The sequence below is a fragment of the Rhizobium azibense genome, assembly GCF_004342325.1.
Taxonomy (GTDB): domain Bacteria; phylum Pseudomonadota; class Alphaproteobacteria; order Rhizobiales; family Rhizobiaceae; genus Rhizobium; species Rhizobium etli_B.
Genome location: NZ_SMBJ01000014.1, coordinates 47,761 through 69,645, shown reverse-complemented (window position 1 = coordinate 69,645; position 21,885 = coordinate 47,761). Strand labels below are relative to the sequence as shown.

Annotated in this window: 25 protein-coding genes; 17 read left to right on the top strand and 8 right to left on the bottom strand. The window is 60.1% G+C overall.

The window, feature by feature from the left end; translation table 11 throughout:
- Position 1: 1 nt before the first annotated feature.
- Complete coding sequence (locus EV130_RS28570; RefSeq protein ID WP_132553910.1) at positions 2-517, top strand: disulfide bond formation protein B; 516 nt, start codon at positions 2-4, stop codon at positions 515-517.
- Between the two features lie 13 nt (positions 518-530).
- On the opposite strand, the gene EV130_RS28565 is transcribed toward EV130_RS28570, so the two are convergent.
- Together EV130_RS28565 and EV130_RS28560 are read right to left on the bottom strand one after the other, a co-directional pair.
- A complete protein-coding gene (locus EV130_RS28565; RefSeq protein ID WP_074062674.1) occupies positions 531-1,088 on the bottom strand; it encodes an HNH endonuclease in 558 nt (185 codons plus the stop codon).
- A 112-nt stretch (positions 1,089-1,200) separates the two neighbouring features.
- Entirely contained in the window at positions 1,201-1,887 is a 687-nt protein-coding gene (locus EV130_RS28560; protein ID WP_074062675.1) for a DNA-3-methyladenine glycosylase family protein, read from the bottom strand.
- Between EV130_RS28560 and gluQRS the strand changes: the two genes are divergently transcribed.
- Complete coding sequence (gene gluQRS / locus EV130_RS28555) at positions 1,886-2,767, top strand: tRNA glutamyl-Q(34) synthetase GluQRS (RefSeq protein WP_074062676.1); 882 nt, start codon at positions 1,886-1,888, stop codon at positions 2,765-2,767. The two genes, EV130_RS28560 and gluQRS, sit on opposite strands and share 2 nt — an antisense overlap.
- Here the strand turns inward: gluQRS and EV130_RS28550 are convergent.
- Positions 2,729-3,646, bottom strand: coding sequence for a YihY/virulence factor BrkB family protein (locus EV130_RS28550; RefSeq protein ID WP_074062677.1), 918 nt, complete (start codon positions 3,644-3,646; stop codon positions 2,729-2,731). The two genes, gluQRS and EV130_RS28550, sit on opposite strands and share 39 nt — an antisense overlap.
- 76 nt (positions 3,647-3,722) lie before the next feature.
- On the opposite strand from EV130_RS28550, the gene EV130_RS28545 reads away from it, so the two are divergent.
- From EV130_RS28545 to EV130_RS28510, 7 genes are all read left to right on the top strand, one after another.
- Entirely contained in the window at positions 3,723-4,556 is an 834-nt protein-coding gene (locus tag EV130_RS28545) for an SDR family oxidoreductase (protein ID WP_074062678.1), read from the top strand.
- An 18-nt stretch (positions 4,557-4,574) separates the two neighbouring features.
- Positions 4,575-4,778 carry a twin transmembrane helix small protein gene (locus EV130_RS28540; protein WP_074062679.1) on the top strand — a complete coding sequence of 68 codons (204 nt, stop codon included), beginning with the start codon at positions 4,575-4,577 and terminating at the stop codon, positions 4,776-4,778.
- A gap of 22 nt (positions 4,779-4,800) precedes the next feature.
- Positions 4,801-5,379 (top strand): cob(I)yrinic acid a,c-diamide adenosyltransferase, encoded by a 579-nt coding sequence (locus EV130_RS28535; RefSeq protein WP_074062680.1) that lies wholly within the window; start codon positions 4,801-4,803, stop codon positions 5,377-5,379.
- Between the two features lie 31 nt (positions 5,380-5,410).
- On the top strand, positions 5,411-6,178 hold the full coding sequence (locus EV130_RS28530) for a rhomboid family intramembrane serine protease (protein ID WP_074062681.1): 768 nt from the start codon (positions 5,411-5,413) through the stop codon (positions 6,176-6,178).
- A gap of 186 nt (positions 6,179-6,364) precedes the next feature.
- Positions 6,365-7,114, top strand: coding sequence for an electron transfer flavoprotein subunit beta/FixA family protein (locus EV130_RS28520; protein WP_074062683.1), 750 nt, complete (start codon positions 6,365-6,367; stop codon positions 7,112-7,114).
- 23 nt (positions 7,115-7,137) lie between these two features.
- Positions 7,138-8,067, top strand: coding sequence for an electron transfer flavoprotein subunit alpha/FixB family protein (locus EV130_RS28515; protein ID WP_074062684.1), 930 nt, complete (start codon positions 7,138-7,140; stop codon positions 8,065-8,067).
- Positions 8,068-8,215: 148 nt separating this feature from the next.
- A complete protein-coding gene (locus EV130_RS28510; protein WP_022718092.1) occupies positions 8,216-9,097 on the top strand; it encodes a 3-hydroxybutyryl-CoA dehydrogenase in 882 nt (293 codons plus the stop codon).
- 2 nt (positions 9,098-9,099) lie between these two features.
- On the opposite strand, the gene tlpA is transcribed toward EV130_RS28510, so the two are convergent.
- Entirely contained in the window at positions 9,100-9,762 is a 663-nt protein-coding gene (gene tlpA, locus EV130_RS28505; RefSeq protein ID WP_132662372.1) for a thiol:disulfide interchange protein TlpA, read from the bottom strand.
- A gap of 43 nt (positions 9,763-9,805) precedes the next feature.
- On the opposite strand from tlpA, the gene argH reads away from it, so the two are divergent.
- The 4 genes from argH to EV130_RS28485 all read left to right on the top strand — a co-directional run bounded on the left by argH (position 9,806) and on the right by EV130_RS28485 (position 15,573).
- Positions 9,806-11,209, top strand: a complete 1,404-nt coding sequence (argH, locus tag EV130_RS28500) for an argininosuccinate lyase (RefSeq protein WP_074062686.1) — start codon at positions 9,806-9,808, stop codon at positions 11,207-11,209.
- A gap of 76 nt (positions 11,210-11,285) precedes the next feature.
- On the top strand, positions 11,286-11,480 hold the full coding sequence (gene lptM, locus EV130_RS28495; protein WP_074063355.1) for an LPS translocon maturation chaperone LptM: 195 nt from the start codon (positions 11,286-11,288) through the stop codon (positions 11,478-11,480).
- Positions 11,481-11,492: 12 nt separating this feature from the next.
- Positions 11,493-12,761, top strand: a complete 1,269-nt coding sequence (gene lysA, locus EV130_RS28490) for a diaminopimelate decarboxylase (RefSeq protein ID WP_132662370.1) — start codon at positions 11,493-11,495, stop codon at positions 12,759-12,761.
- A 148-nt stretch (positions 12,762-12,909) separates the two neighbouring features.
- Positions 12,910-15,573 carry a TIGR02302 family protein gene (locus EV130_RS28485; protein ID WP_132662390.1) on the top strand — a complete coding sequence of 888 codons (2,664 nt, stop codon included), beginning with the start codon at positions 12,910-12,912 and terminating at the stop codon, positions 15,571-15,573.
- A 137-nt stretch (positions 15,574-15,710) separates the two neighbouring features.
- Here the strand turns inward: EV130_RS28485 and EV130_RS28480 are convergent, their stop codons facing one another.
- The 3 genes from EV130_RS28480 to EV130_RS28470 form a co-directional block, all read right to left on the bottom strand.
- The gene (locus tag EV130_RS28480) at positions 15,711-16,070 is read right to left on the bottom strand and encodes a response regulator (protein ID WP_074063356.1); all 360 of its coding nucleotides are present in this window, start codon (positions 16,068-16,070) and stop codon (positions 15,711-15,713) included.
- A 120-nt stretch (positions 16,071-16,190) separates the two neighbouring features.
- Positions 16,191-16,733: a hypoxanthine phosphoribosyltransferase gene (gene hpt / locus EV130_RS28475; protein ID WP_132662368.1), complete on the bottom strand. Its 543-nt coding sequence runs from the start codon at positions 16,731-16,733 to the stop codon at positions 16,191-16,193.
- A 419-nt stretch (positions 16,734-17,152) separates the two neighbouring features.
- Positions 17,153-17,806 carry a hypothetical protein gene (locus tag EV130_RS28470; RefSeq protein ID WP_074063357.1) on the bottom strand — a complete coding sequence of 218 codons (654 nt, stop codon included), beginning with the start codon at positions 17,804-17,806 and terminating at the stop codon, positions 17,153-17,155.
- 206 nt (positions 17,807-18,012) lie between these two features.
- Here EV130_RS28470 and ftsE point away from each other — a divergent pair, with 206 nt between their 5' ends.
- The 4 genes from ftsE to EV130_RS28450 all read left to right on the top strand — a co-directional run bounded on the left by ftsE (position 18,013) and on the right by EV130_RS28450 (position 21,346).
- The gene (gene ftsE, locus EV130_RS28465) at positions 18,013-18,672 is read left to right on the top strand and encodes a cell division ATP-binding protein FtsE (protein ID WP_074062690.1); all 660 of its coding nucleotides are present in this window, start codon (positions 18,013-18,015) and stop codon (positions 18,670-18,672) included.
- Positions 18,665-19,678, top strand: a complete 1,014-nt coding sequence (locus tag EV130_RS28460; RefSeq protein WP_074062691.1) for a cell division protein FtsX — start codon at positions 18,665-18,667, stop codon at positions 19,676-19,678. The genes ftsE and EV130_RS28460 overlap by 8 nt, the downstream gene beginning before the upstream one ends.
- A 66-nt stretch (positions 19,679-19,744) precedes the next feature.
- Positions 19,745-20,461, top strand: coding sequence for a YdcF family protein (locus tag EV130_RS28455; RefSeq protein ID WP_074062692.1), 717 nt, complete (start codon positions 19,745-19,747; stop codon positions 20,459-20,461).
- Between the two features lie 87 nt (positions 20,462-20,548).
- Positions 20,549-21,346, top strand: coding sequence for a lysophospholipid acyltransferase family protein (locus EV130_RS28450; RefSeq protein WP_132662366.1), 798 nt, complete (start codon positions 20,549-20,551; stop codon positions 21,344-21,346).
- Here EV130_RS28450 and EV130_RS28445 read toward each other — a convergent pair.
- Positions 21,343-21,873, bottom strand: coding sequence for a gamma-glutamylcyclotransferase (locus EV130_RS28445; protein ID WP_074062694.1), 531 nt, complete (start codon positions 21,871-21,873; stop codon positions 21,343-21,345). The two genes, EV130_RS28450 and EV130_RS28445, sit on opposite strands and share 4 nt — an antisense overlap.
- Positions 21,874-21,885: the final 12 nt, after the last annotated feature.

The following is a 21,885-nucleotide window of genomic DNA, read 5'->3' as shown; positions in this document are numbered from 1 at the left end:
CATGACTGCCATTGCCTCCCCTCTTTCCCGGCCGGTCGTTCTCTACTCGCTGCTTCTGGCGCTGGGCATGGCGGTCGTCGTCGGAACTGCACTCGGCTTTCAGTATATCGGCGGCTATATTCCCTGTGCCCTCTGCCTGCTGCAGCGCCAGCCCTATTACTACGGCATTCCGATCGCGATCCTCGGTGCGCTCGCATCGTTCTTCGGTCTGCCGAACTGGGTCGCTCGTGCCCTGCTTCTGGCGGCGGGTATCCTGATGGTGGTCGGTGCCGGCATGGGTGTCTATCACGCAGGCGTCGAATGGCATTTCTGGGCAGGGCCAGCGACCTGCTCGACCAGTGCGGGCGGCATGACGCAGAATGCCGGCGACCTGCTTTCGGAACTCAACACTGTGACCGGCCCGTCCTGCACGGATGCGGCGCTGCGCGTTCTTGGTCTTTCCTTTGCGGGCTGGAACGTGATCGCGAGCCTGATCCTTGCGGCCTTCGCGTTCGTCGGCGTCCGCAAATCGGCATAAGCGACAGCGGCGATCAAGGCTGCAGTTCGGTATCCCAGTAGAGATAGTCGAGCCAGCTGTCGTGCAGATAGTTCGGCGGAAAGAGCCGGCCGTTGTTGTGCAGGTCCTGCACGGTGGGCTGATACGGCTTCTGCGAGGGGAACATGCCTGCCTGCTTCGGCAGCTTGCTGCCCTTTTTGAGATTGCAGGGAGAGCAGGCGGCCACCACATTTTGCCAGGTCGTCTCGCCGCCATGGGCGCGCGGAATGACATGGTCGAAGGTCAGATCGTCATGCTCGCCGCAATACTGACATTCGAACTTGTCGCGCAGAAAGACATTGAACCGGGTAAAGGCCGGGTTTCTGGAAGGCTGAACGTAGGTCTTCAGGCAGACGACGCTTGGAAGCCGCATCGAGAAGCTCGGCGAGGAAACCGAATGTTCGTATTCCGCGATGATATTCACGCGGTCAAGGAAGACCGCCTTGATCGCGTCCTGCCAGGACCAGAGCGACAAGGGATAATAACTCAAAGGCCGGTAGTCAGCGTTCAGGACGAGCGCCGGCAGGGCCTGGGGGGAGACTGCAATCGTCAAGGTACTCTCCTGAGCGATTCGGCATCTGCATCCTTATATTAGGCCGGTTGTGACAGCCTTGTGAAGCCCAATAAATTCAGTCAATAACGGCAATTCGATGAGCCGTTGTCCCTCAGCTGACCGGAAGGAGTCCGCGCCCTAGCTTCTTGGCATAATAAGCCCAGAAAAGCCTTGCTGCGACCGATCTCCAGGGAGACCAGACCATGGCAAGCGAGGCGAGCACTTTCGCGTGCGGACGCTGTGCGAGGTCAAAGGCTGCAGCGACGGCGTTCTGCAATGCGACGTCTCCTGACGGGAAGACATCGGCGTGTCCGCCGCAAAACATCAGATAGACTTCCGCCGTCCACGGACCAACACCCTTCAATGCCGTCAACTCGGCAAGCGCCTCCGCCGGCGGCATCGAGGAAAGAAGTGCGAGATCGAGGCGCCCGGATACGACGGCTTCGGCGATACCCGACAGTGTCGTCGCCTTGGCACGCGACAGGCCGAAACTTCGCCACGCATCCGCCGGCAGGGCGACATAGCTCTCGGCCGTCAGCACTCCTCCAGCAAGCGCCATGCGCCGCCAGATGGCATCGGCGCTTGCGCGCGAAACCATCTGCGAAACGATGATGTGGGCAAGACCGGCAAACCCCGGCTCTTGAAGGCGCAGCGGGATCGGACCCGCCTCCTTGGCAATATCGGCAAGCCGCGGGTCGAGGCGAAACAACTGCTTCAGTCCCTCGTGGATATCCGCTTCGCTTCGAATGATCTGCACGTTGCCTCGCGATGGTTTCGAATTCGTGGCAGAAGAAAGCATGACCACGTTTCAGCGTCAAAAGACCATTTTCCGTTTTGCGCCCAGTCCCAACGGCCCTCTGCATCTCGGCCATGCGCTTTCGGCCTTCCTTAACCAGGATATGGCCGCCGCAATGGACGGACGGCTACTGCTGCGCATCGAGGACATCGACCAGGCACGTTGTACACCCGAATTCGAACGAGGCATCTATGCCGATCTCGAATGGCTGGGAATCGACTGGGAGAAGCCCGTGCGACGACAATCCGATCATTTCGCACAATATCAGACAGCATTGCATGGTCTGATCGAGCGCGGATTAGTCTATCCTTCGTTTCTGACACGCGGTCAGGTGAGGGCCAGGGTGACCGCTTCCGAAGCCGGCGGCAATGCCTGGCCACGCGACCCGGACGGTTCGCCGCACTATCCCTCCGACGATCGCGACCGGAGTGAAGGCGAGCGGCGCAAGATGCTCGACTCAGGCCTGAAACACGCTTGGCGCCTGGACATGGGGCGGGCACTGCAGGCTGTCGGTCGTGTCCTATACTGGAGGGAGACCGGCGACGGCGAGACCGGGTTGATTGCCGCCGATCCGTCGGTGTGGGGGGACTTCGTTCTTTCGCGCTCGGATGCCCCTTCAAGCTATCACCTTTCGGTGGTTGTCGATGATGGGCTGCAGGCCGTCACTCATATTGTGCGCGGGCTCGACCTCTTTCATGCAACATCAATCCACCGGCTGCTGCAGGTGCTGCTCGACCTGCCTCAGCCGGTCTACCACCATCATCGCCTGGTGACGGATGCAAAGGGACGCAAGCTCTCGAAAAGCGATGGCGATACCGGGCTTGCGGATTTGCGCAACAAGGGGCTATCGTCGGCCGATATCCGGAATCTTGTCGGTCTTTGAAAGCTTGCTGCCCTGCCCGCTCAGAAAATTACGGGCGAAGATGGCGCGCACCCGAAATTTCATCAGTGCCGCATTGATTTCCGCGCCGATGATGAAGATCACGCCGACCATATAGAGGAAGATCAGTACCACCATCACCGATGCCAGGCCCGCGTAAGTTGCTGTGTAATTCGCGAAGGTGGCGAGATAAAAGGCGAAAATCAGCGCGCCGGCGAGCCAGAGAAGCAGTGTCAGCAAGACCCCGGGGATAACGTCGTAAACCCGCCTGCGGCCGGCAGGCAGCCAGAGATGAACGACGAGCAGACCGACCGTCAGCACGAAGAGCGTTCCGTAGATTCGCCAGCTGAAGACGATTTCGAGCGTATCGGCAAAAAGCGGAAACCATTGCCGCGCGTAGTCGAGAGCGAAGGGCACGGCGACGAGCAGGATGCTGATGGCGGCAAAGATGATCACCGCGATCAAAACGTATCCGAGGCTGGCCAGGCGCGTGAGATACCAGGGTCTCGTCTCCGGTACGCGATAGGCACGGTTGAGAGATATGCGCAGCGCCTCGACACCGTTCGAGGCGAAGTAGGCGGCTGCCAGCACCGAGACCGTCAACAGTCCGCCGCGCGGAATCGTCAACACCTGCAGCACCTGGTCGGCCACGGGTTTGGCGATCGCTTCCGGCCAGGTATCGAAAATGAGATGCACGGCCGTGGAGGAGAACTGATCGGCGCCGAGGAAGTTTGCGAGCGTCGTGCCGAAGATCAAGAAAGGGAAAACCGCCAGCAGGATCGATAATGCGACGTGGCTCGCCATCGCGAAACCGTCATCCTCGATCATGTGGCAGATCGCGTCGTATGCCACATCATAGAGCGTACGCACAATCTTCGGCATTCCACCCCCGGGCTTCGTCATTGTATCGTCGCTTCGAATATGGGAAATGAGTCCCAATTTGTACAGGAATCATTCCATGGCGGAGCAGCGCACCATCATCGTGACCGGATGCTCATCCGGCATCGGTGCCTATTGCGCGCGAGCCCTGAAGACCGATGGCTGGCGCGTCTTTGCAGCGGTCAGAAAACACGCCGACCTCGGACCGCTCCAGGAGGAGGGGATCGAAGCCTTCGTGATGGATTATACGCGCTCGGATACGATCGCTGATTTCGTTCGCGATGTAACTGTGGCAAGCGGCGGACGCATCGATGCGGTCTTCAACAACGGCGCCTACGGACAGCCCGGCGCGGTCGAGGATTTAACGACCGACGTGCTGCGTGCGCAATTTGAAACGAATTTCTTCGGCTGGCATGAATTGACACGGCAAATACTGCCGCTGATGCGAAGGCGCGGCTCTGGCCGCATCGTACAATGCTCGTCTATTCTCGGCGTCGTGCCCTATCGTTTTCGCGGCGCATACACCGCTTCGAAGTTTGCGCTCGAAGGGCTGAGCATTACGCTGCGCATGGAACTTCAAGGCAGCGGCATCCACGTATGCCTGATCGAACCTGGTCCGATTGCCTCGCGCTTTACCGCCAACGCGCTCGCGAAGTTCAAGGAGCATATCGACCTGCGCAATTCGGTGCATGCGGCAGATTACCGCCGACAGCTCGCGCGCCTTGACGGGACTGGCCCGAAGAATCGACATAAGCTAGAACCCGACGCCGTCTATGCTGCGTTGAAACACGCATTGAACTCGAACAGTCCGAAGCCACATTATCCTGTAACGACACCGGCAAAACAGGGCATGTTCCTGAAGAGGCTAATTCCGGCGGACCTTTTTTATCGCCTGATGCGCTGGACCGATTAATCAAGGAAGCCTGCTGCCATGTCCACGGCCACTTATATTCTCGCGATCATCATCATGGGCCTCGTCGCGCTCGTGCTGGTCCGCGGCCTCTTCAACATGATGAAGGGCGGCGACGCGAACACTTCCAACAAGCTGATGCAGCTGCGCGTCCTGCTGCAGGCCGTCGCTGTAATCCTGATCATGCTGACACTCTGGCTGACCGGTGGCGGCCGCCCTAGTTAACGCCGCGAAGCGAGGGATAGGCATGGTAACACTCAACAAGATCTACACGAAGACCGGCGACGACGGCACGACTGCGCTCGTTTGCGGACCGCGCCGTCTCAAATACGACCTGCGCGTGGAAGCCTATGGCACGATCGACGAGGTCAATTCCGCAATCGGCGTCGCACGACTGCATATGCAGGGCATGCCGGTTCTCGAAAAAATGTTGACGTTGATCCAGAACGACCTCTTCGACCTCGGCGCGGATCTTGCGACACCCGACGACGGCAAGCCGCCGGCGCACGAGCCGTTGCGCATCATCGACACCCAGGTGGCGCGGATCGAGAGCGAGATCGATGAACTGAACGCCGATCTGCAACCATTGAAATCCTTCGTTCTGCCCGGCGGTCATTCGGCCGCCGCCTATCTTCATTTAGCTCGCACGATCGCGCGCCGCGCAGAAAGGCTGATGGTCGAACTTGCCCGCACGGAGGGTGAGATCGTCAGCCCAGCTTCCTTGAAATACGTCAACCGGCTTTCGGACTTCCTCTTCGTTGCCGCACGCCACGCCAACGACCGCGGCAATGCCGATGTGCTTTGGGTTCCAGGAAAAAACAGATAGGCTCTCCTCGGTCACGATAGCCGGGGGCTTAATGTTCATACCGCTGCACGACGCCAATACGCTGAAGCACATCAAGGTCCAGTGGGTGACGCTGGGCTTGATCGGCATGAATATCGCCGTGTGGCTTTTCACCGGCTTCTTCGCGCCGCAACAGACGGCTCAGGCGACAGCGATCGGCCTGGGCTACATACCGGCGGTCGCCTTCGACTATGCAACACTGGCGCCCGGCCTTGCGATCGTTCCGGAACCGCTGACCTATATCACCCATGCCTTTGTGCATGCCGGCTTCTGGCATCTCGTTTCCAATATGGTTTTCCTCTGGGTCTTCGGCGATAATGTCGAGGATGCCATGGGGCATCTCCGCTTCTTGATCTTTTATCTCGTTTGCGCCGCCTTCGGGGCGTTTTGCCATGGCCTGCTGGTGTCGGAATCGCAGGCGCCGCTGATCGGCGCCTCTGGTGCGATATCAGGGGTGGTTGCCGCCTATGTCATCCTTCACCCGCGCGTGAAGATCTGGGTGCTGGTCTTCTTCCGCGTTCCGTTGCCGCTTCCTGCCTTCGTGCCGCTGCTGCTTTGGATCGGCCAGCAGTTCTTCATGCTGCTTGTCGATCCGGACGGCAATGTTTCCTGGGGCGCGCATGCCGGTGGCATCGTCGCCGGCGCCGTTCTAGTCATTTTCATGCGCCGCAAGGGTGTGCCGCTGTTCGACCGCGAGATCGTCACGCCACGCGCCGTCTCAAGCACGCCGGCTGTGAGGCGGGTGGTGGTCGCCGCCGACGACGGAACGCCGGGACACTGAAAAAATTGGGCCGCATCACGATGTTGACGTGAACGTAAACGTCATATATTTGCAGACGCAATTTGTCTGTCTGCGACCGGCAAGCGTTGTATTTGGAGGAAAAACGCGTATCCATGTCGCCATTCGACAATCGGAGCGGCGCCGAAGCGCGCATTTTCTTGGCGAAAGAGTTGAAGGAAGGACCCCATGAAAATTCTGGTCCCCGTGAAGCGGGTGGTTGATTACAATGTGAAGATCCGCGTCAAGCCGGATGGCACGGGCGTCGAGCTTGCCAACGTCAAGATGTCGATGAACCCGTTCGACGAGATCTCGGTGGAAGAGGCGCTGCGGCTGAAGGAAGCCGGCAAGGCTGAGGAAGTGGTCGTCGTCTCGATCGGTCCGGCCAAGGCCGAGGAAACGCTGAGGACGGCGCTCGCCATGGGTGCTGACCGGGCGATCCTGGTCGAGACCGACGATCAGGTCGAGCCGCTTGCCGTTGCCAAGATACTCAAGGGCGTGGCAGACGCCGAACAGCCGGGCCTGATCATCGTCGGCAAGCAGGCGATCGACGACGATTCGAACCAGACCGGCCAGATGCTCGCTGCCCTCTTGGGCTCTGCCCAGGCAACCTTCGCCTCGAAGATCGAGATTGCCGACGGCAAGGCGACCGTCACCCGCGAAGTCGATGGCGGCCTGCAGACGATCGACATCAAGCTGCCGGCCGTCGTCACCACCGACCTGCGCTTGAACGAGCCGCGCTATGCTTCGCTGCCGAACATCATGAAGGCAAAGAAGAAGCCGCTCGACAAGAAGAGCCCTTCCGACTTCGGCGTTTCCACCGCCCCGCGGCTCAAGGTGCTGAAGACCGAAGAGCCGAGTGGCCGCAAGGCAGGCGTCAAGGTCAAGTCGGTCGCCGAGCTCGTCGAGAAGCTTAAAGTCGAAGCCGGCGTCCTCTAAGGTTCGAGAAAGGAAATTCCACCATGGCCATTCTGCTTCTGGCTGATCACGACAATGCAAGCCTTTCCGACCAGACCGCCAAGGCGCTGACCGCTGCCAGCCAGATCGGCGGCGATGTCACCGTGCTGGTTGCCGGCAAGGGCGCCAGGGCTGCCGCCGATGCCGCAGCCAAGCTTTCCGGCGTCTCCAAGGTGCTGCTGGCCGAAAGCGACACGCTTGCCAACAATCTGGCCGAGCCGCTGGCCGACCTGATCGTTTCGCTCGCCGCCAGCTACGACACGATCATTGCGGCTGCGACCTCGACCGGCAAGAACGTCGCGCCGCGCGTTGCCGCCCTCCTCGATGTGGCGCAGGTCTCGGAAATTATCGAGGTCGTGGCGCCCGATACCTACAAGCGTCCGATCTATGCCGGCAACGCCATCCAGACGGTGCAGGCAACCGACGCCAAGAAGGTGATCACGGTGCGCACCGCCTCCTTCGCCGCCGCCGGTGAAGGCGGCTCCGCCCCAGTCGAGGCGATTCCGGCCGTATCCGACCCGGGGCTTTCGAGCTTCGTCAAGGACGCGCTGTCCTCCTCCGACCGCCCGGAGCTGACCTCGGCGAAGATCATCATCTCCGGCGGCCGTGCGTTGGGGTCGGCCGAGAATTTCAGGCAAGTCATTTTGCCACTCGCCGACAAGCTGGGAGCCGCCGTCGGTGCAAGCCGTGCGGCCGTCGATGCCGGCTATGCGCCGAACGACTGGCAGGTCGGCCAGACCGGCAAGGTCGTCGCCCCCGAGCTCTACATCGCCTGCGGCATTTCCGGTGCCATCCAGCACCTTGCCGGCATGAAGGATTCGAAGGTCATCGTCGCCATCAACAAGGACGAGGAGGCCCCGATCTTCCAGGTCGCAGACTACGGACTCGTCGCCGATCTCTTCGAGGCCCTGCCGGAACTGCAGAAAGCTCTCTAAACGGGCAGAATGCCAGCTTTTCGCACTTGCGAATGACTGGAAAATTATCTCTTATGGGGCTACTACTGCTGCCGGGCGATCATTTTGCCCGGCAGTTTCATTAGAAGAAAAATACGGCGGAGCGGGCGGCTGCCACGGGGGTTTGGAGATGAGTGCGGTGTTGAAAACGATCGGTATTGTCGGCGCGGGCCAGATGGGCTGCGGCATCGCCCATGTTTCAGCAGCTGCGGGCTATAAGGTCCAGCTCTACGACCTGACGCAGGAGCGCATCGAATCCGGCCTCGCGACCATCAATGGCAACCTTGCCCGGCAGGTAACGAGCGGCAAGATGACGGATGAGGAGCGCAAAGCAACCCTTTCCCGCATCTCCGGCTCCGCCAACCTCAATGACCTTGCTCCCTCCGACCTCGTCATCGAGGCGGCGACAGAGGAGGAAGCTGTAAAACGCAAGATCTACGCACAGGTCTGTCCTGTGCTGAAGCCGGGCGCCCTGCTTGCGACGAATACGTCCTCGCTCTCCATTACCCGGCTGGCTTCGGCAACGGACCGGCCCGAGCACTTCATGGGCATTCATTTCATGAACCCCGTCCCGGTTATGAAACTGGTGGAACTGGTGCGCGGCATCGCAACGGACGAAATCACGTTTTCGACCGCAAAGGAATTCGTAGCCTCGCTGGAAAAGACCGTCACGGTGGCTGAGGACTTCCCGGCCTTCATCGTCAACCGCATCCTGCTGCCGATGATCAACGAGGCGATCTACACGCTCTACGAAGGCGTGGGCACTGTCGATGCCATCGACACGGCGATGAAGCTCGGCGCCAATCACCCGATGGGCCCGCTTCAGCTTGCCGATTTCATCGGCCTCGACACCTGCCTCTCGATCATGCAGGTGCTGCACGACGGCCTAGCCGATTCCAAGTACCGGCCCTGCCCGCTGCTGGTAAAGTATGTCGAAGCCGGCTGGCTCGGCCGCAAGTCCGGCCGCGGCTTCTACGATTATCGCGGCGACACGCCTGTCCCGACGCGATAGCGTTAGGACCCGGTAGCACCCTTGATCAGGGCCTTCGCTTCGCTGCTATCCCATGCGGCAGGCCCGTTCATCGCCGAAACCAGGCACCCCTTGTCGTCGATGAGCAACGTCACCGGCAGGCCGAAAGCGAGCCCCTCTTTCTTCAGGCTGTTGAAGACGCCGATCGTGTTGTCGCGATAGAGCTGCAGGGAATCGACGCCGATTTCGCTTAGGAACGCCCTTGGTTTCTCGTCGTCTCCGGTGTCGATATTGACTGCGACGACCTGGAATTTGTCACTGCCCATCTCCTTCTCCAACGCGTTCAGCGCCGGCATTTCCTCGCGGCAGGGCACGCACCATGTTGCCCAGAGGTTGAGAAGCACGGTCTTTCCGGCGAAATTCTCGAGCGTCACCGGTTTGCCGTCCGGACCGTTAAAGACGACGGATGTGAGCTTTCGCGGCGCGTCCACAGCGACCATCGCCGCCACCGCGCCTTTGGCGAGGGGCGTAATCGTCTCGACGAGATCCTTGGCCGCGGTGCATTCGGCAGAGGCCTTTTCGCCGCCGGCATTGCCATACCCGGCCTCCTTAATGTAAACCGCTGCCGCACCGACAATTACGCCTGCGACGGCGGCTACCGCGATCAGTTTCAAGGATGGCAGCCCGAACAGCTTTCTTGTCGTCATTTCATTCTCCAGGGGCATGCACCCTTAAGGCAGGCATCTTTTCATGGGCGACGGCACAAAGGACACCAAATCCTCCAACCAGATGTGGGGCGGACGTTTCGCATCCGGTCCCGACGCGATCATGGAGGAGATAAATGCCTCGATCGGTTTCGACAAGAAGCTCTTTGCCCAGGATATCCGTGGATCGATCGCCCATGCGACGATGCTTGCCCATCAGGGCATCATTTCCGTGGACGATAAGGACAAGATCGTTCACGGACTAGGCACGATCATGTCAGAAATCGAAAGCGGCAACTTCAATTTCTCCCGCCAGCTCGAAGATATTCACATGAATATCGAAGCCCGCCTTGCCGCGCTGATCGGCCAGGCGGCCGGCCGCCTGCACACCGCCCGTTCACGAAACGACCAGGTAGCGCTGGATTTCCGCCTCTGGGTGAAGGAAGAGCTGCAGAAGACTGAAGCGATGCTGACGGACCTCATCGCCGCCTTCCTCGAGCGGGCTGAAGAACATGCCGAAACCGTCATGCCAGGCTTTACGCACCTGCAGACTGCTCAGCCCGTCACCTTCGGCCACCATTGCATGGCCTATGTCGAAATGTTCGGCCGCGACCGTTCACGCGTACGCCACGCCATCGAGCATCTGGACGAAAGCCCCATTGGCGCTGCAGCGCTGGCCGGGACCGGCTATCCGATCGACCGCCATATGACGGCAAAGGCGCTTGGCTTTCGTGAGCCGACGCGCAACTCGATCGATACAGTCTCCGACCGCGACTTCGCCATCGAATTCCTGTCGATCGCCGCGATCTGCGGCATGCATCTGTCACGCTTGGCCGAAGAGATCGTCATCTGGTCGACGCCGCAGTTTGGTTTCGTGCGGCTTTCCGATGCATTTTCGACCGGCTCCTCGATCATGCCACAGAAGAAGAACCCCGACGCCGCCGAACTGGTGCGTGCCAAGACCGGCCGCATCAACGGCTCGCTGATTGCGCTGCTGACGATCATGAAGGGCTTGCCGCTGGCCTATTCCAAGGACATGCAAGAAGACAAAGAACAGGTGTTCGACGCAGCCGAGAGCCTGGAACTTGCAATTGCCGCCATGGCCGGCATGGTCCGCGACATGACGGTCAATACGGAGCGCATGAAAGCTGCAGCCGGTTCCGGCTATTCGACGGCCACCGACCTCGCCGACTGGCTGGTGCGTGAGGCAGGACTTGCGTTCCGCGACGCACATCATGTGACCGGCCGTGCCGTGGCGCTTGCCGAAAGCAGGGGCTGCGACCTCGCGGGGCTGCCGCTTGCCGATCTCCAGGCGATCAATCCGGCAATCACGAACAAGGTCTACGAGGTCTTGACTGTCGAGGCGTCAGTTGCAAGCCGCAGGAGCTTCGGCGGCACTGCACCCTGCGAAGTGAGGAAGCAGATCGCCTTCTGGCGGGCTCGCAACTGAGAAAACAATCAGGGTGCACAAGGCGGATAAACTTCGCTATGAAGATGTCCATCAGCGCCGCTCCAAGAGGAATCCCATGCAGACCAGCTTGCCGCACCCCATCCGCCTGACGGTCGTCCTTGCCGTCATCGGCCTTGCCGTTGCCGGATGCGGGCGCAAAGGCGATCTCGACCCGCCGAGCGCGATGGCAACGAAGGAAGGCGATGTATCGAAGTCGACGAAACAGCCAGGCACCGTCGACAGACCATTCCTTCTCGATCCTTTGCTCTGATAGGCGCCTCCCGTGAACCACTTCGAATATCGCGACGGCATCCTTTACGCCGAGAACGTCCCCGTTCCGGAGATCGCCAAGGCCGTCGGCACGCCGTTCTATTGCTATTCGACCGCAACGCTTGAGCGCCACTACCGGGTCTTTTCAGAAGCCTTCAGCGATATCGACTCCATGGTCTGCTATGCGATGAAGGCGAATTCGAACCAGGCTGTGTTGAAGACTCTCGGCAATCTCGGCGCCGGCATCGACGTCGTGTCCGAAGGTGAATTGCGCCGCGCGCTTGCCGCAGGCATTCCGGCAAGCCGCATCATGTTCTCCGGCGTGGGCAAGACGCCCGGGGAGATGGATCTCGCGCTTCAGGCCGGCATCTACTGCTTCAACGTCGAATCCGAACCGGAACTCGAGATTCTCAATCAGCGCGCGATCCGGGCCGGCAAGAAGGCGCCGGTCTCCTTCCGCATCAATCCTGACGTCGATGCAAAGACGCATTCGAAGATCTCGACCGGCAAGAAGGAAAACAAGTTCGGCATTTCTTGGGAACGCGCTCGCGCCGTCTATGCGCAAGCCGCCAAGCTGCCTGGTATCGAAGTCACCGGCATCGACATGCATATCGGCAGCCAGATCACCGAGCTGCAGCCCTTCGACGATGCTTTCAAGCTGTTGCGCGAACTGGTCGACACGCTACGTGCCGATGGCCACGACATCCATCATGTCGATATCGGCGGCGGCCTTGGCATTCCTTATAAGGAAGACAACCTTCCGCCGCCGCTGCCGGACGCCTATGCGGCGATCGTCAAGAACCAACTCCGCGGGCTGAACTGCAAGATCGTGACTGAACCGGGCCGCCTGATCGTCGGTAACGCCGGCATCCTCGTTACCGAAGTCATCTATGTAAAGGACGGTGGAGAAAAGACCTTCGTCATTGTCGATGCGGCAATGAACGATCTCATCCGCCCGACGCTTTACGACGCCTGGCACGAAATCCGGCCAGTCGTGATCTCGGCGGCAAATGCGCCGCGCATCAAAGCCGATATCGTAGGCCCGGTATGCGAGACCGGGGACTACCTGGCGCTCGATCGCGAGATGGCGATGCCGAAGCCGGGCGATCTGTTTGCAGTCAGTTCCGGCGGCGCCTATGGCGCGGTGCAGGCAGGCACCTACAACAGCCGCCTGCTGGTGCCAGAAGTTCTGGTGAAGGGTGCCGATTTCCATGTGGTTCGGCCCCGCCGCACCTATGAAGAACTGATCGGCCTCGACTCCGTACCCGCCTGGATCGAGTGACGACCTCATCACTTTTTGGCGAATAGAGGTGAAAAAACGGCTTCGCCGGCCGCCTGCCCTCGCCTTCGCCACAAAGAGTGTTATCCTTTCGTCATGCGAGCATGTTGCCCAGAAAGCGCCGGAAGCGCGCTCTGTCACTCCAGATCAAATGGCGGAGACCGGATTGACGAATAGCCCCCACAGGCACAGACGTGGTGCATTTGCCCTTCGGCCCTCGCTGGCGAGGCTTGTAGCGGTAAAGCGATTTTTTGCGCGCCTGGTCCTTGTTTCCGAGCAGGTCCTGCCACCGCTCGTTCCGGTTCTTTCCGTCATCGCCTTTTATTTGACAGCGTCCTGGTTCGGCCTCTTCCGCTCCGTTCCTGACTTCATGCGCGTCGGGCTGCTGATTGCCTTCGGCATCGCCTTCCTCGGCGCACTCGTCCCATTTCGCAAACTTCGCTGGCCCGATACCGCCGAAGCCGACCGCCTGCTCGAGGAGCGCAACGGCCTACCGCATCAGCCGGTGACTGTGCAGGAAGACGAACCGGCCTTCGACACGCCCTTTGCAAGGGCGCTTTGGCGCGAACATCAGATGCGGATGGCGAAGAAGATAGCAGCCCTCGACACTGGCTTTCCCCGCCCGGACATCGCAACCCACGACCGTTTCGCTCTGCGTGCCATCCCGGCCCTGCTTGTCGTCACGGCCTTCGGTTACTCGCTTTCGACCAACGGCGGCTCACTTACCGACGCGCTGCAGCCGCCCGTCGCGCCGGCAGCGACCAATCCGGCTGTGCGTATCGACGCATGGGTCACCCCGCCCTCCTATACCAGCCGCGCTCCGGTCTATCTGACGGCAACCGGCACGGAGCAGGCGATCAACGTTCCGCAGTTCTCGAACCTGACAGTTCGCGTCAGCGGCGGGCAGACGGACCAAAAGGTGGTATTCCGGAAGGAGAGCGGCGAGGTACAGGAAATCGCCTCCGAGGCAAAGGCTAATCAAGAGCCCGATGCTGCACCCCAGGCGAAGCCACAGACTCCTGCCACCCCGGCACTTGCCGCACAGACACATTTGATGAAGCTTGAGGAAAACGGTGCGCTGCTCGTCAATGGCCGCACGTGGAACTTCAACGTCATTCCCGACAAGGCGCCCGAGATTGCTTTCGACGGATTGCCCAAACCCAGCGTAAACGGGGCGCTGGAAATCGGCTTCACGGTGAAGGATGATTACGGCGTGCAGGAGGCACGTGCAGAAATCCTGCCGATGGCTTCCGATCCGCAGGCAACGCCGCTTTATCCACTGCCCGATTTCCGGCTGGACATTCCGCGCCGCAACGCACGTGATGCCAAGGCCGTGACCAGCAAGAACCTGACCGAACATCCGCTGGCCGGAAAGCGCGTACGCGTTACGCTGGTCGCCAAGGATGCCGCCGGCCAGACGGGCCGGAGCCCGCCGCATGAAATGACGCTGCCGTCGCGGCCGTTCAATGAGCCGCTGGCCGCAGCCGTTGCGGAAGAACGCCAGGTTTTCGCCCTCGATACCCGCAAGATGCCGGAAGCGATCGCTCTCAACGAGGCGTTGACGATCCGTCCTGAAGAAACGATTCCCAAGCTCACCAATTATCTGCTGCTGCAATCGGCGCAGACGCGCATGAAGCTCGCCAAGGGCGACGAGCAGTTGAAGGATACGGCCGACTATCTCTGGGATATCGCGATCGGCATGGAGGACGGCGACCTTTCGCTTGCGGAACGCAACCTGCGCAACGCCCAGCAGAATCTCGCAGACGCGCTTCAGCGCAATGCGCCGGACCCGGAGATCAAGAAGCTCATGGACGAGCTCCGCAAGGCGATGAACGAATATATGAGGGAACTGGCTCAGCGCATGCAGAATGCGCCGATGCAGCCGAACCAGAACGCGCAGAACATCATTCGCCAGCAGGATCTGGAGCGCATGATGGACCAGATTGAGAATCTCGCCCGTTCAGGCAACCGAGATGCCGCTCAGCAGATGCTTTCCGAATTGCAGCGCATGATGAACAACCTGCAGGCCGGCAGGCCGCAACAGGGCCAGCAGCAGCAGGGCGACAACAGTCAGATGCGCCAGCAGATGGACAAGCTTGGCCAGATATTGCGCGACCAGCAGAAGCTGATGGAGCAGACCTTCAAGCTGGACCAACAGTTGAAGGACCGTATGCAGCGCGGCGATCCGAACATGGATATGAACGATCCGCTGCTTGACCAGATGATGCCAGGCCAAGATGGCCAGCCGCAGGACCAGCAGCAGGGGCAGAACGGCGAGCAGGGGCAGTCACCTTCCGAGCAGATGACCGAGGAAGAACTGCGCAACGCGTTGAAACAGCTCCGAGCCCAGCAGGATGCGCTTGGCAAGCAGCTCGGCGAACTCCAGAAAGGCCTTGGTGAGATGGGTATGAAGCCCGGCCCGGGCTTTGGTCAGGCACAGCGCGAAATGGAAGGTGCCGGGCGCGAACTCGGCCAGGGCCGCGGCGAACCGGCTCTCCAGGGCCAGGGGCGCGCGCTGGAAGCATTGCGCCAGGGCGCCCGGGACATGATGAACCAGATGATGCAGGCGCAACAGGGCCAGCAAGGCCAAGGGCCACAAGGTCAGGTGGGCCAGGGCAACCAGAACGGTCGCGATCCGCTCGGTCGTCCGCGTCGCGCAGAAGGCCCGGATTTCGGCGACCAAGTGAAGGTACCCGACGAAATCGACGTGCAGCGCGCCCGTGAAATCCTGGATGCAATCCGTGAAAAGCTCGGCAACAACCCGCCGCAGGAAATGGAGCGGCGCTATCTGGAACGGCTGCTGGATATCCATTAGCTGGTCTTGGATGCGCCAGCCAAGTCCTTGGGTGCAGGCGTTTCTCTTTCAAACGATGCTGAACGCGAGCGTTCGCACTAGGACTGAATTCCTGTGACGAGAAGGGGAATGGAAAGCGGGAAGCTCCTCAGCCCGTCTCAGGCAGCCAACGCCCGGGCAACTGCCTTTCGGATGTCTGGAAGTGCAAACGGCTTTTCGACGACGTCCACGATCTTTTCTGCAAGGTCGTCGGCCCGTTCGCGCTGTTCGGCATAGCCCGTCATCAGCAGGATCTTGAGTGCCGGAAAGGCCGATTTCGCCTGATGCGCAAGCTCGATGCCGTCCATGACCGGCATGCGGATATCCGAAAGCAGCAGATCGTAGATCCCGACCTTGAGCTTCTCCAGCCCCTCGGCGCCATCGGCTGCTTCGTCGGTCTCATGACCGTCAAGGCGCAAGGCGCGGGCGACGAAAGTGCGAAGCGAATCTTCGTCTTCCGTGATCAGAATTTTTGCCATGATCTGCATTGCTCCGTCTTCATGCCCCGGAACGGAAATTGCACGGCGTTCCTTTGCGATCGGTAAACGGAGGAAAGCGATGGAAGGGATGGTTAACAACCCGTCTTATCATCGGTGAGGTCAGGCGTCGCCGGTAACCACGCCGACATAGGGCAGCTCGCGGAACGCATAGGCGACATCCATGCCGTAGCCGACGACGAAGTAGTCCGGGCATTCGAAACCCACATAGTCTGCCTCGAGCTTTTCTTTGCGCTTGACGCTCTTGTCGAGCAGCACGGCGATGCTGACGTTGCGCGCGCCCCGTTCATAGAGAAGTTCCTTGGCAAAAAGCAACGTGCGGCCGGATTCGAGGATGTCGTCGATCAGCAACACGTCGCGGCCTTTCACGTCGCTGTCGATATCCTTGACGATGCGCACGCCCTTAGATTCAGTTCCGGTGCCGTAGCTGGAAAGCGTGATGAATTCGACTTCGGGCGCAAGCCCGCTGTCGTGTAGAGCGCGGATGAGGTCTGCGGCGAAAATGAACGACCCCTTCAACACGGCAATGACGAGCAGGTCCTTTGTCGGACCCGCAGCGATTTGCTTTGCCATCTCGTGATTGCGCTCGGCAATCTGTTCGGCAGTGAAAAGCGGCTCGATAGTTTTTCCGCGCACGACAGGCATTACGGCTAGCTCCATGAAACGAAGGGTAAGCCGTTAGCACATAAGAAGGCCAGAAACACCCTCTTATGTTCGATTGCAGGCTCTTTGGTCATGGCACTTTTCGTTCCGGCCTCGATGACGAAGCACATGACGTGAAGCTGTTGAACAAGGCACATAAGTGCATGCCAGCCGTCGTCTAGATGCCCTCACTTTGGGCCTTGGCTGCCCACTTGGAAACTGTCGCCCCAACTCCGAAGAGATGTCGTGTAAAGACCGCATCCTGAAATCTTTAGCGTCGACGTATTCAAGCCGATGAAATCGACGCTATTCTTTTTTGTGGTTCGCCCTCACCAAGCGTGGGGCTCGGCTTCGGCCAATCCATAGAGCCTGAATTTTGCTTTTCGCGAGGGCGGGCCACCTTCATCTCGAAAAGATGCGCTCTAGGGCATGAACGAAAGCCGGACTTCCGGCATTTTTCCGCCAGAGTGCTGCACGCGTGCCGAAAAACCGCGGCTCTCTCCACCATAGATGACGTCTGCGGGCGGGGCGATGACCATGCTCGCCACCCGTCGCTCGCCCCTCATCAGATCGGCACGGATCGGCCGCACGGTCTGTGTCGTGCCACTGCCGTTTTCGATGATGCCGTTGATAACCAGGATGCGCATACCATTTGCCTCGCGCGGCGCGATCGTGACGTGGGTGAAGTGCAACGGCGAGGTCGAGGCGACCGTATCGCTCCCCGCCAGGCCGGAAAAACCGCCCGTCAGGCCGAAAACGAGAACGAAAAGCATGAAGACCAGGGCTATGAAGCTCTTTTGCGACGCCTGCTGCAGCCATTCTTCTGCGATCGCGAAGAAGATATTCGCCTTCGACAAAGCCGTGGGCGCGGCAGGGAACTTGGCAGCAGCCCGCTTACGATTGTCATTGAAACTCTTGGCATTGAAGCCCGGGCTGGGCTTGCCGATAACGACGAATTCGGCATCGGCGACATCAGCCGGGCGGCCAGGATAGCGGGGCTGACGCGCGGCAGGCTCCGGCGGCAGGAAATCGTAGGCGTTGCCCGGTGCGCGGCGCCTGAAGGTGGATGCTTCCATGTTGACGGTCTCTCCCATCTCCACATGGTTTCAGTGCACGGCGAAAATCCGGCATTGAAACGAATCCTGCCCAGTCGTAAATTTTAATGGTTAATGTATTGCTAAGCTTGCCTTCAAACAGGCATCTTTCCGACGAAATTCACTGATTGTTAACGGTGTTGGTTAACAAGTCGATGGCGTGAAACCATGAAAGACTGGGCTGCCCGTTGATCCATTTCGAGAATGTCGGTTTGCGCTATGGCATGGGCCCGGAGATTCTCCGGGACCTCACCTTCGATATTCCGAAAAAGTCCTTTCAGTTCCTGACAGGTCCGTCTGGCGCCGGCAAGACGACGCTTCTGCGCCTGCTTTTTTTGTCGCTGCAGCCGACACGAGGTCTGATCCGCATGTTCGGACGCGACATTTCCGACATTCCGCGGCCTGAGCTGCCTCTGCTTCGCCGCCGCGTGGGGATTGTCTTTCAGGATTTCCGCCTGCTCGATCATCTCACGACCTATGAGAATGTCGCGCTGCCGCTTCGCGTACGCGGCAAGGACGAGAGCTCTTACAAGACAGACGTGCTCGAACTGCTGAAATGGGTGGGGCTGGGCGAGCGCATCAATGTGCTTCCGCCGGTGCTTTCAGGCGGCGAGAAACAGCGCGCGGCAATCGCCCGGGCGCTGATCGACCGGCCCGAGGTTCTGCTTGCCGACGAGCCGACTGGCAACGTCGACCCGCCGATGGCACGCCGCCTGCTGAACCTCTTTCTCGAACTCAACCGCCTTGGTACAGCTGTCGTGATCGCAACTCACGATCTGACATTGATGGACCAGGTGGAAGCCCGCCGCATGATCCTTTCGGAAGGGCATCTTGACGTCTATGATTGAGCCCGCATCAAAAAACCGCGCGCAAAGCCCCGCCCAAGCACAGCAGAAGCGGGCGGAAATGCGCGTGCGGCCAACGGCGCCGATCCTTCCGCCCTCGAATATCCAGGGCAACGCACTGACCGTCGTCATCGCCATCATGGCCTTCCTCGCCTGCCTGACGCTTGGCGGCGTCAGCATGGTGCGTTCGACAGCGGCCAGCTGGGAGAGCCAGATCTCCCGCGAGATCACCATCCAGATCAAGCCGGACGACGGCCTCGATATGGAAAAGGCGCTGACGCAGGCACGCGATATCGCCATGACCTTTGTCGGCACCAAAAGCGGCCAGATCTTAGATGACGCGGCAACGGCCCGTCTGCTGGAGCCATGGCTCGGCAGCGGCCTTGACATCAAGGAGCTCCCCGTCCCCCGCCTGGTGATTATTACCATCGACGAGACGAACCCGCCCGATTTTGACGCGATGCGCTCACTGCTGAAGGAGAGCATCCCTCAGGCCTCGCTGGACGATCACCGCACATGGGTCGATCGCCTCGTTTCAATGGCGCATACGACTGTCATGCTCGGCACCGGCGTGTTGCTGCTCGTCTTCATCGCCATGGTGCTGACGGTCGTCTTTGCGACACGTGGCGCGCTTTCCGGCAACCGCCATATCGTCGAGGTCTTGCATTTCGTGGGCGCCGAAAGCTCCTTCGTCGCGACTGAGTTCCAGAAGCATTTCCTGAAGATCAGTCTCAAGGGATCGGCAATCGGCAGCGCTTTGGCGGCTCTCTTTTTCTTGGCGGCGGGCTTCCTGCAGAGCCGAACGATTGCGACGCCGCAGACCGATCAAGCGACGGCTCTCTTCGGCACCTTCTCGGTCGGAGCCCTTGGTTACCTCGGCATCTTTGCGACGATGATCGTCATTGCATTGCTGACGACGCTCACAGCGCGACTGACGGTGATGCGCACGATCTACGAAATCGATACGCTGCGCTCCGATCCGACGCGAAGCGATGGCATCGCGAATTGAACGGCTCAGTCTTTTTTGCCACGAAAGTGTCTGTTCCCTGCCGCAATCTCTATATATTCACGATTTATGACCATGGGCCATACTAGACGCACTCCGATTCGTCCCGACCCGGCGCTTGCCAGCTACGGCGTCGAAACGCTGCGTCGTGGTCCGCTGCGCCGGATGTTGCGATGGGGCGGTTTCGCCTTCGTCCTGGCAAGCGCGCTGCTTTTCGTCGGCTTCCTGCGGTTTGCCGATTCCGTAACCACCTTGAAACCTCCGGCCGAACCGAAAGCCGATGCCATCGTCGTTTTGACGGGCGGCTATCAGCGCATCGATCAGGCCGTCGAACTGCTTGAGAAGGGCGCGGGCAGGAGGCTGCTGATATCGGGCGTTCACCCGTCGACAACGCCGGGGCAGATTCGCAAAACCACATCGGCACCCGCTGATCTTTTCGACTGCTGCGTCGACATCGGCTATGACGCGATCGACACGATCGGCAATGCGCAGGAAGCTGCAAACTGGATCCATGCCAAAGGCTACAAGAGCGTTCTGATCGTCACCAACAACTACCACATGCCACGCAGTCTCGCCGAACTCGCCTATGTCGATGCCGAAACCCAGTTCATCCCCTACCCGGTCGTCAATTCCGACTTGAAGACCAGGGCCTGGTTCACCGATCCAAATGCGCTTCGCGTCATGCTCGCCGAATATGCCAAGGTGCTTCTGGCAGGGGCGCGCAACATCACCGGCTTCGGGCGCCATCCCGGCCTTCGCTCGGCAAGCATCACGGGCCCGGGCTGATTTCCATCAAGCGCTTTTTATGAAAGCCATTATCGTGTAGGCAGGTCCAGCCCGCCGTTTTCGCGGATACTGGCTTTGGAAAATTTCATGATCGCCCTGCGTTCCGTTCTCTTCAATACGATCTTCTACGCCAACCTCATCATCCGGATGATCGTGCTTTCGCCCTATTATTTCGTCGCGCCCCGCAAGACCGCCTATGCAATTCCCAAGAACTGGGCGCTTTCGAACCATTGGCTGATGGAAAAGATCGTCGGGACGACCTTTGAGATCGACGGCCTAGAGAACCTGCCGGACGGCAGCTACATCCTCGCCCCCAAGCACCAGTCCTTCTGGGACACCTATGCACTGCTGCCCTGGTTGAAAGACCCGGTTTACATCCTCAAGCGCGAATTGATGTGGATCCCGCTGTTCGGCTGGTATGCGAAGAAACAGCGCATGATCCCGGTCGATCGCGGCGCACGCGGCAAGGTGATGGTCGAGGTGCTGAAGCGCACCAAGCAAGAGCTTGCGACAGGCCGGCAACTGATCATCTATCCAGAAGGCACACGGCGGCCCCCGGGCGCAGAACCGCTCTACAAATACGGCATTGCCCGCATGTATCGGGATCTCGGCATTCCGGTCGTGCCGGTGGCCATGCATCCCGGCCTTTTCTGGCCGCGCCGCAGCGCCGTGCGCCGTCCCGGCCATTTCAAGGTTCGCATCCTGCCTGCCATTCCGCCGGGCATGGATCCGGATCAATTCTTCGAGCATCTGATCGAGGTGACCGAAAAGGCGAGCGACGAACTTCTGGTCGATACGGTTGCGCGCAATCCGCACCTGCCACTGCCGGCGAGCGCCGTCGAGAGGCTTGCGCAGTTGCGGAAGGCAACGGCTGCTTCCGCCTAAGCGGCCCGCAACCGCTCGACCTCGCCGGCGACCCGCTCCAGCCAATGGTCGCGAATGCCCATCTCCTTCAGATGCAAAAGCGTATTGAAGACATAGGCGTCGTTCGAACCGGATCGACCTTTTGCCCCATGCACCATGCGCGCAGCTGCCGAGGCATCGAGTGCACCAGCATATTGAGCGTGGTCGCGATCAACGACGTAGGCAATCGCCTTGATGTTGCGTCGGCCGGGAAGCGATAGCGGCACATGCCGCTCCCGATAGACGTTGGTGACGAGCTCGCGGGCGCGCAGATAGTCCATCACCTCGTCCCGCCTCTCCAAGGCCACGCGAAATGCTATGCCGCGGCAGGAGCCGCCACGATCGAGGCCCAGCACGAGACCTGGATTTTGCTGCGTCCCGCGGTGAACCCAGGAATGGACGCATAGCGATCGCCGGTAGCCGTAAACGAGAGCCTGAGAGCGCTCAAGAAACTCGAAGCCCGGATTCCACATCAGTGATCCGTAGCCAAATACCCAAAATTCGTCCATATCGCACGCCAG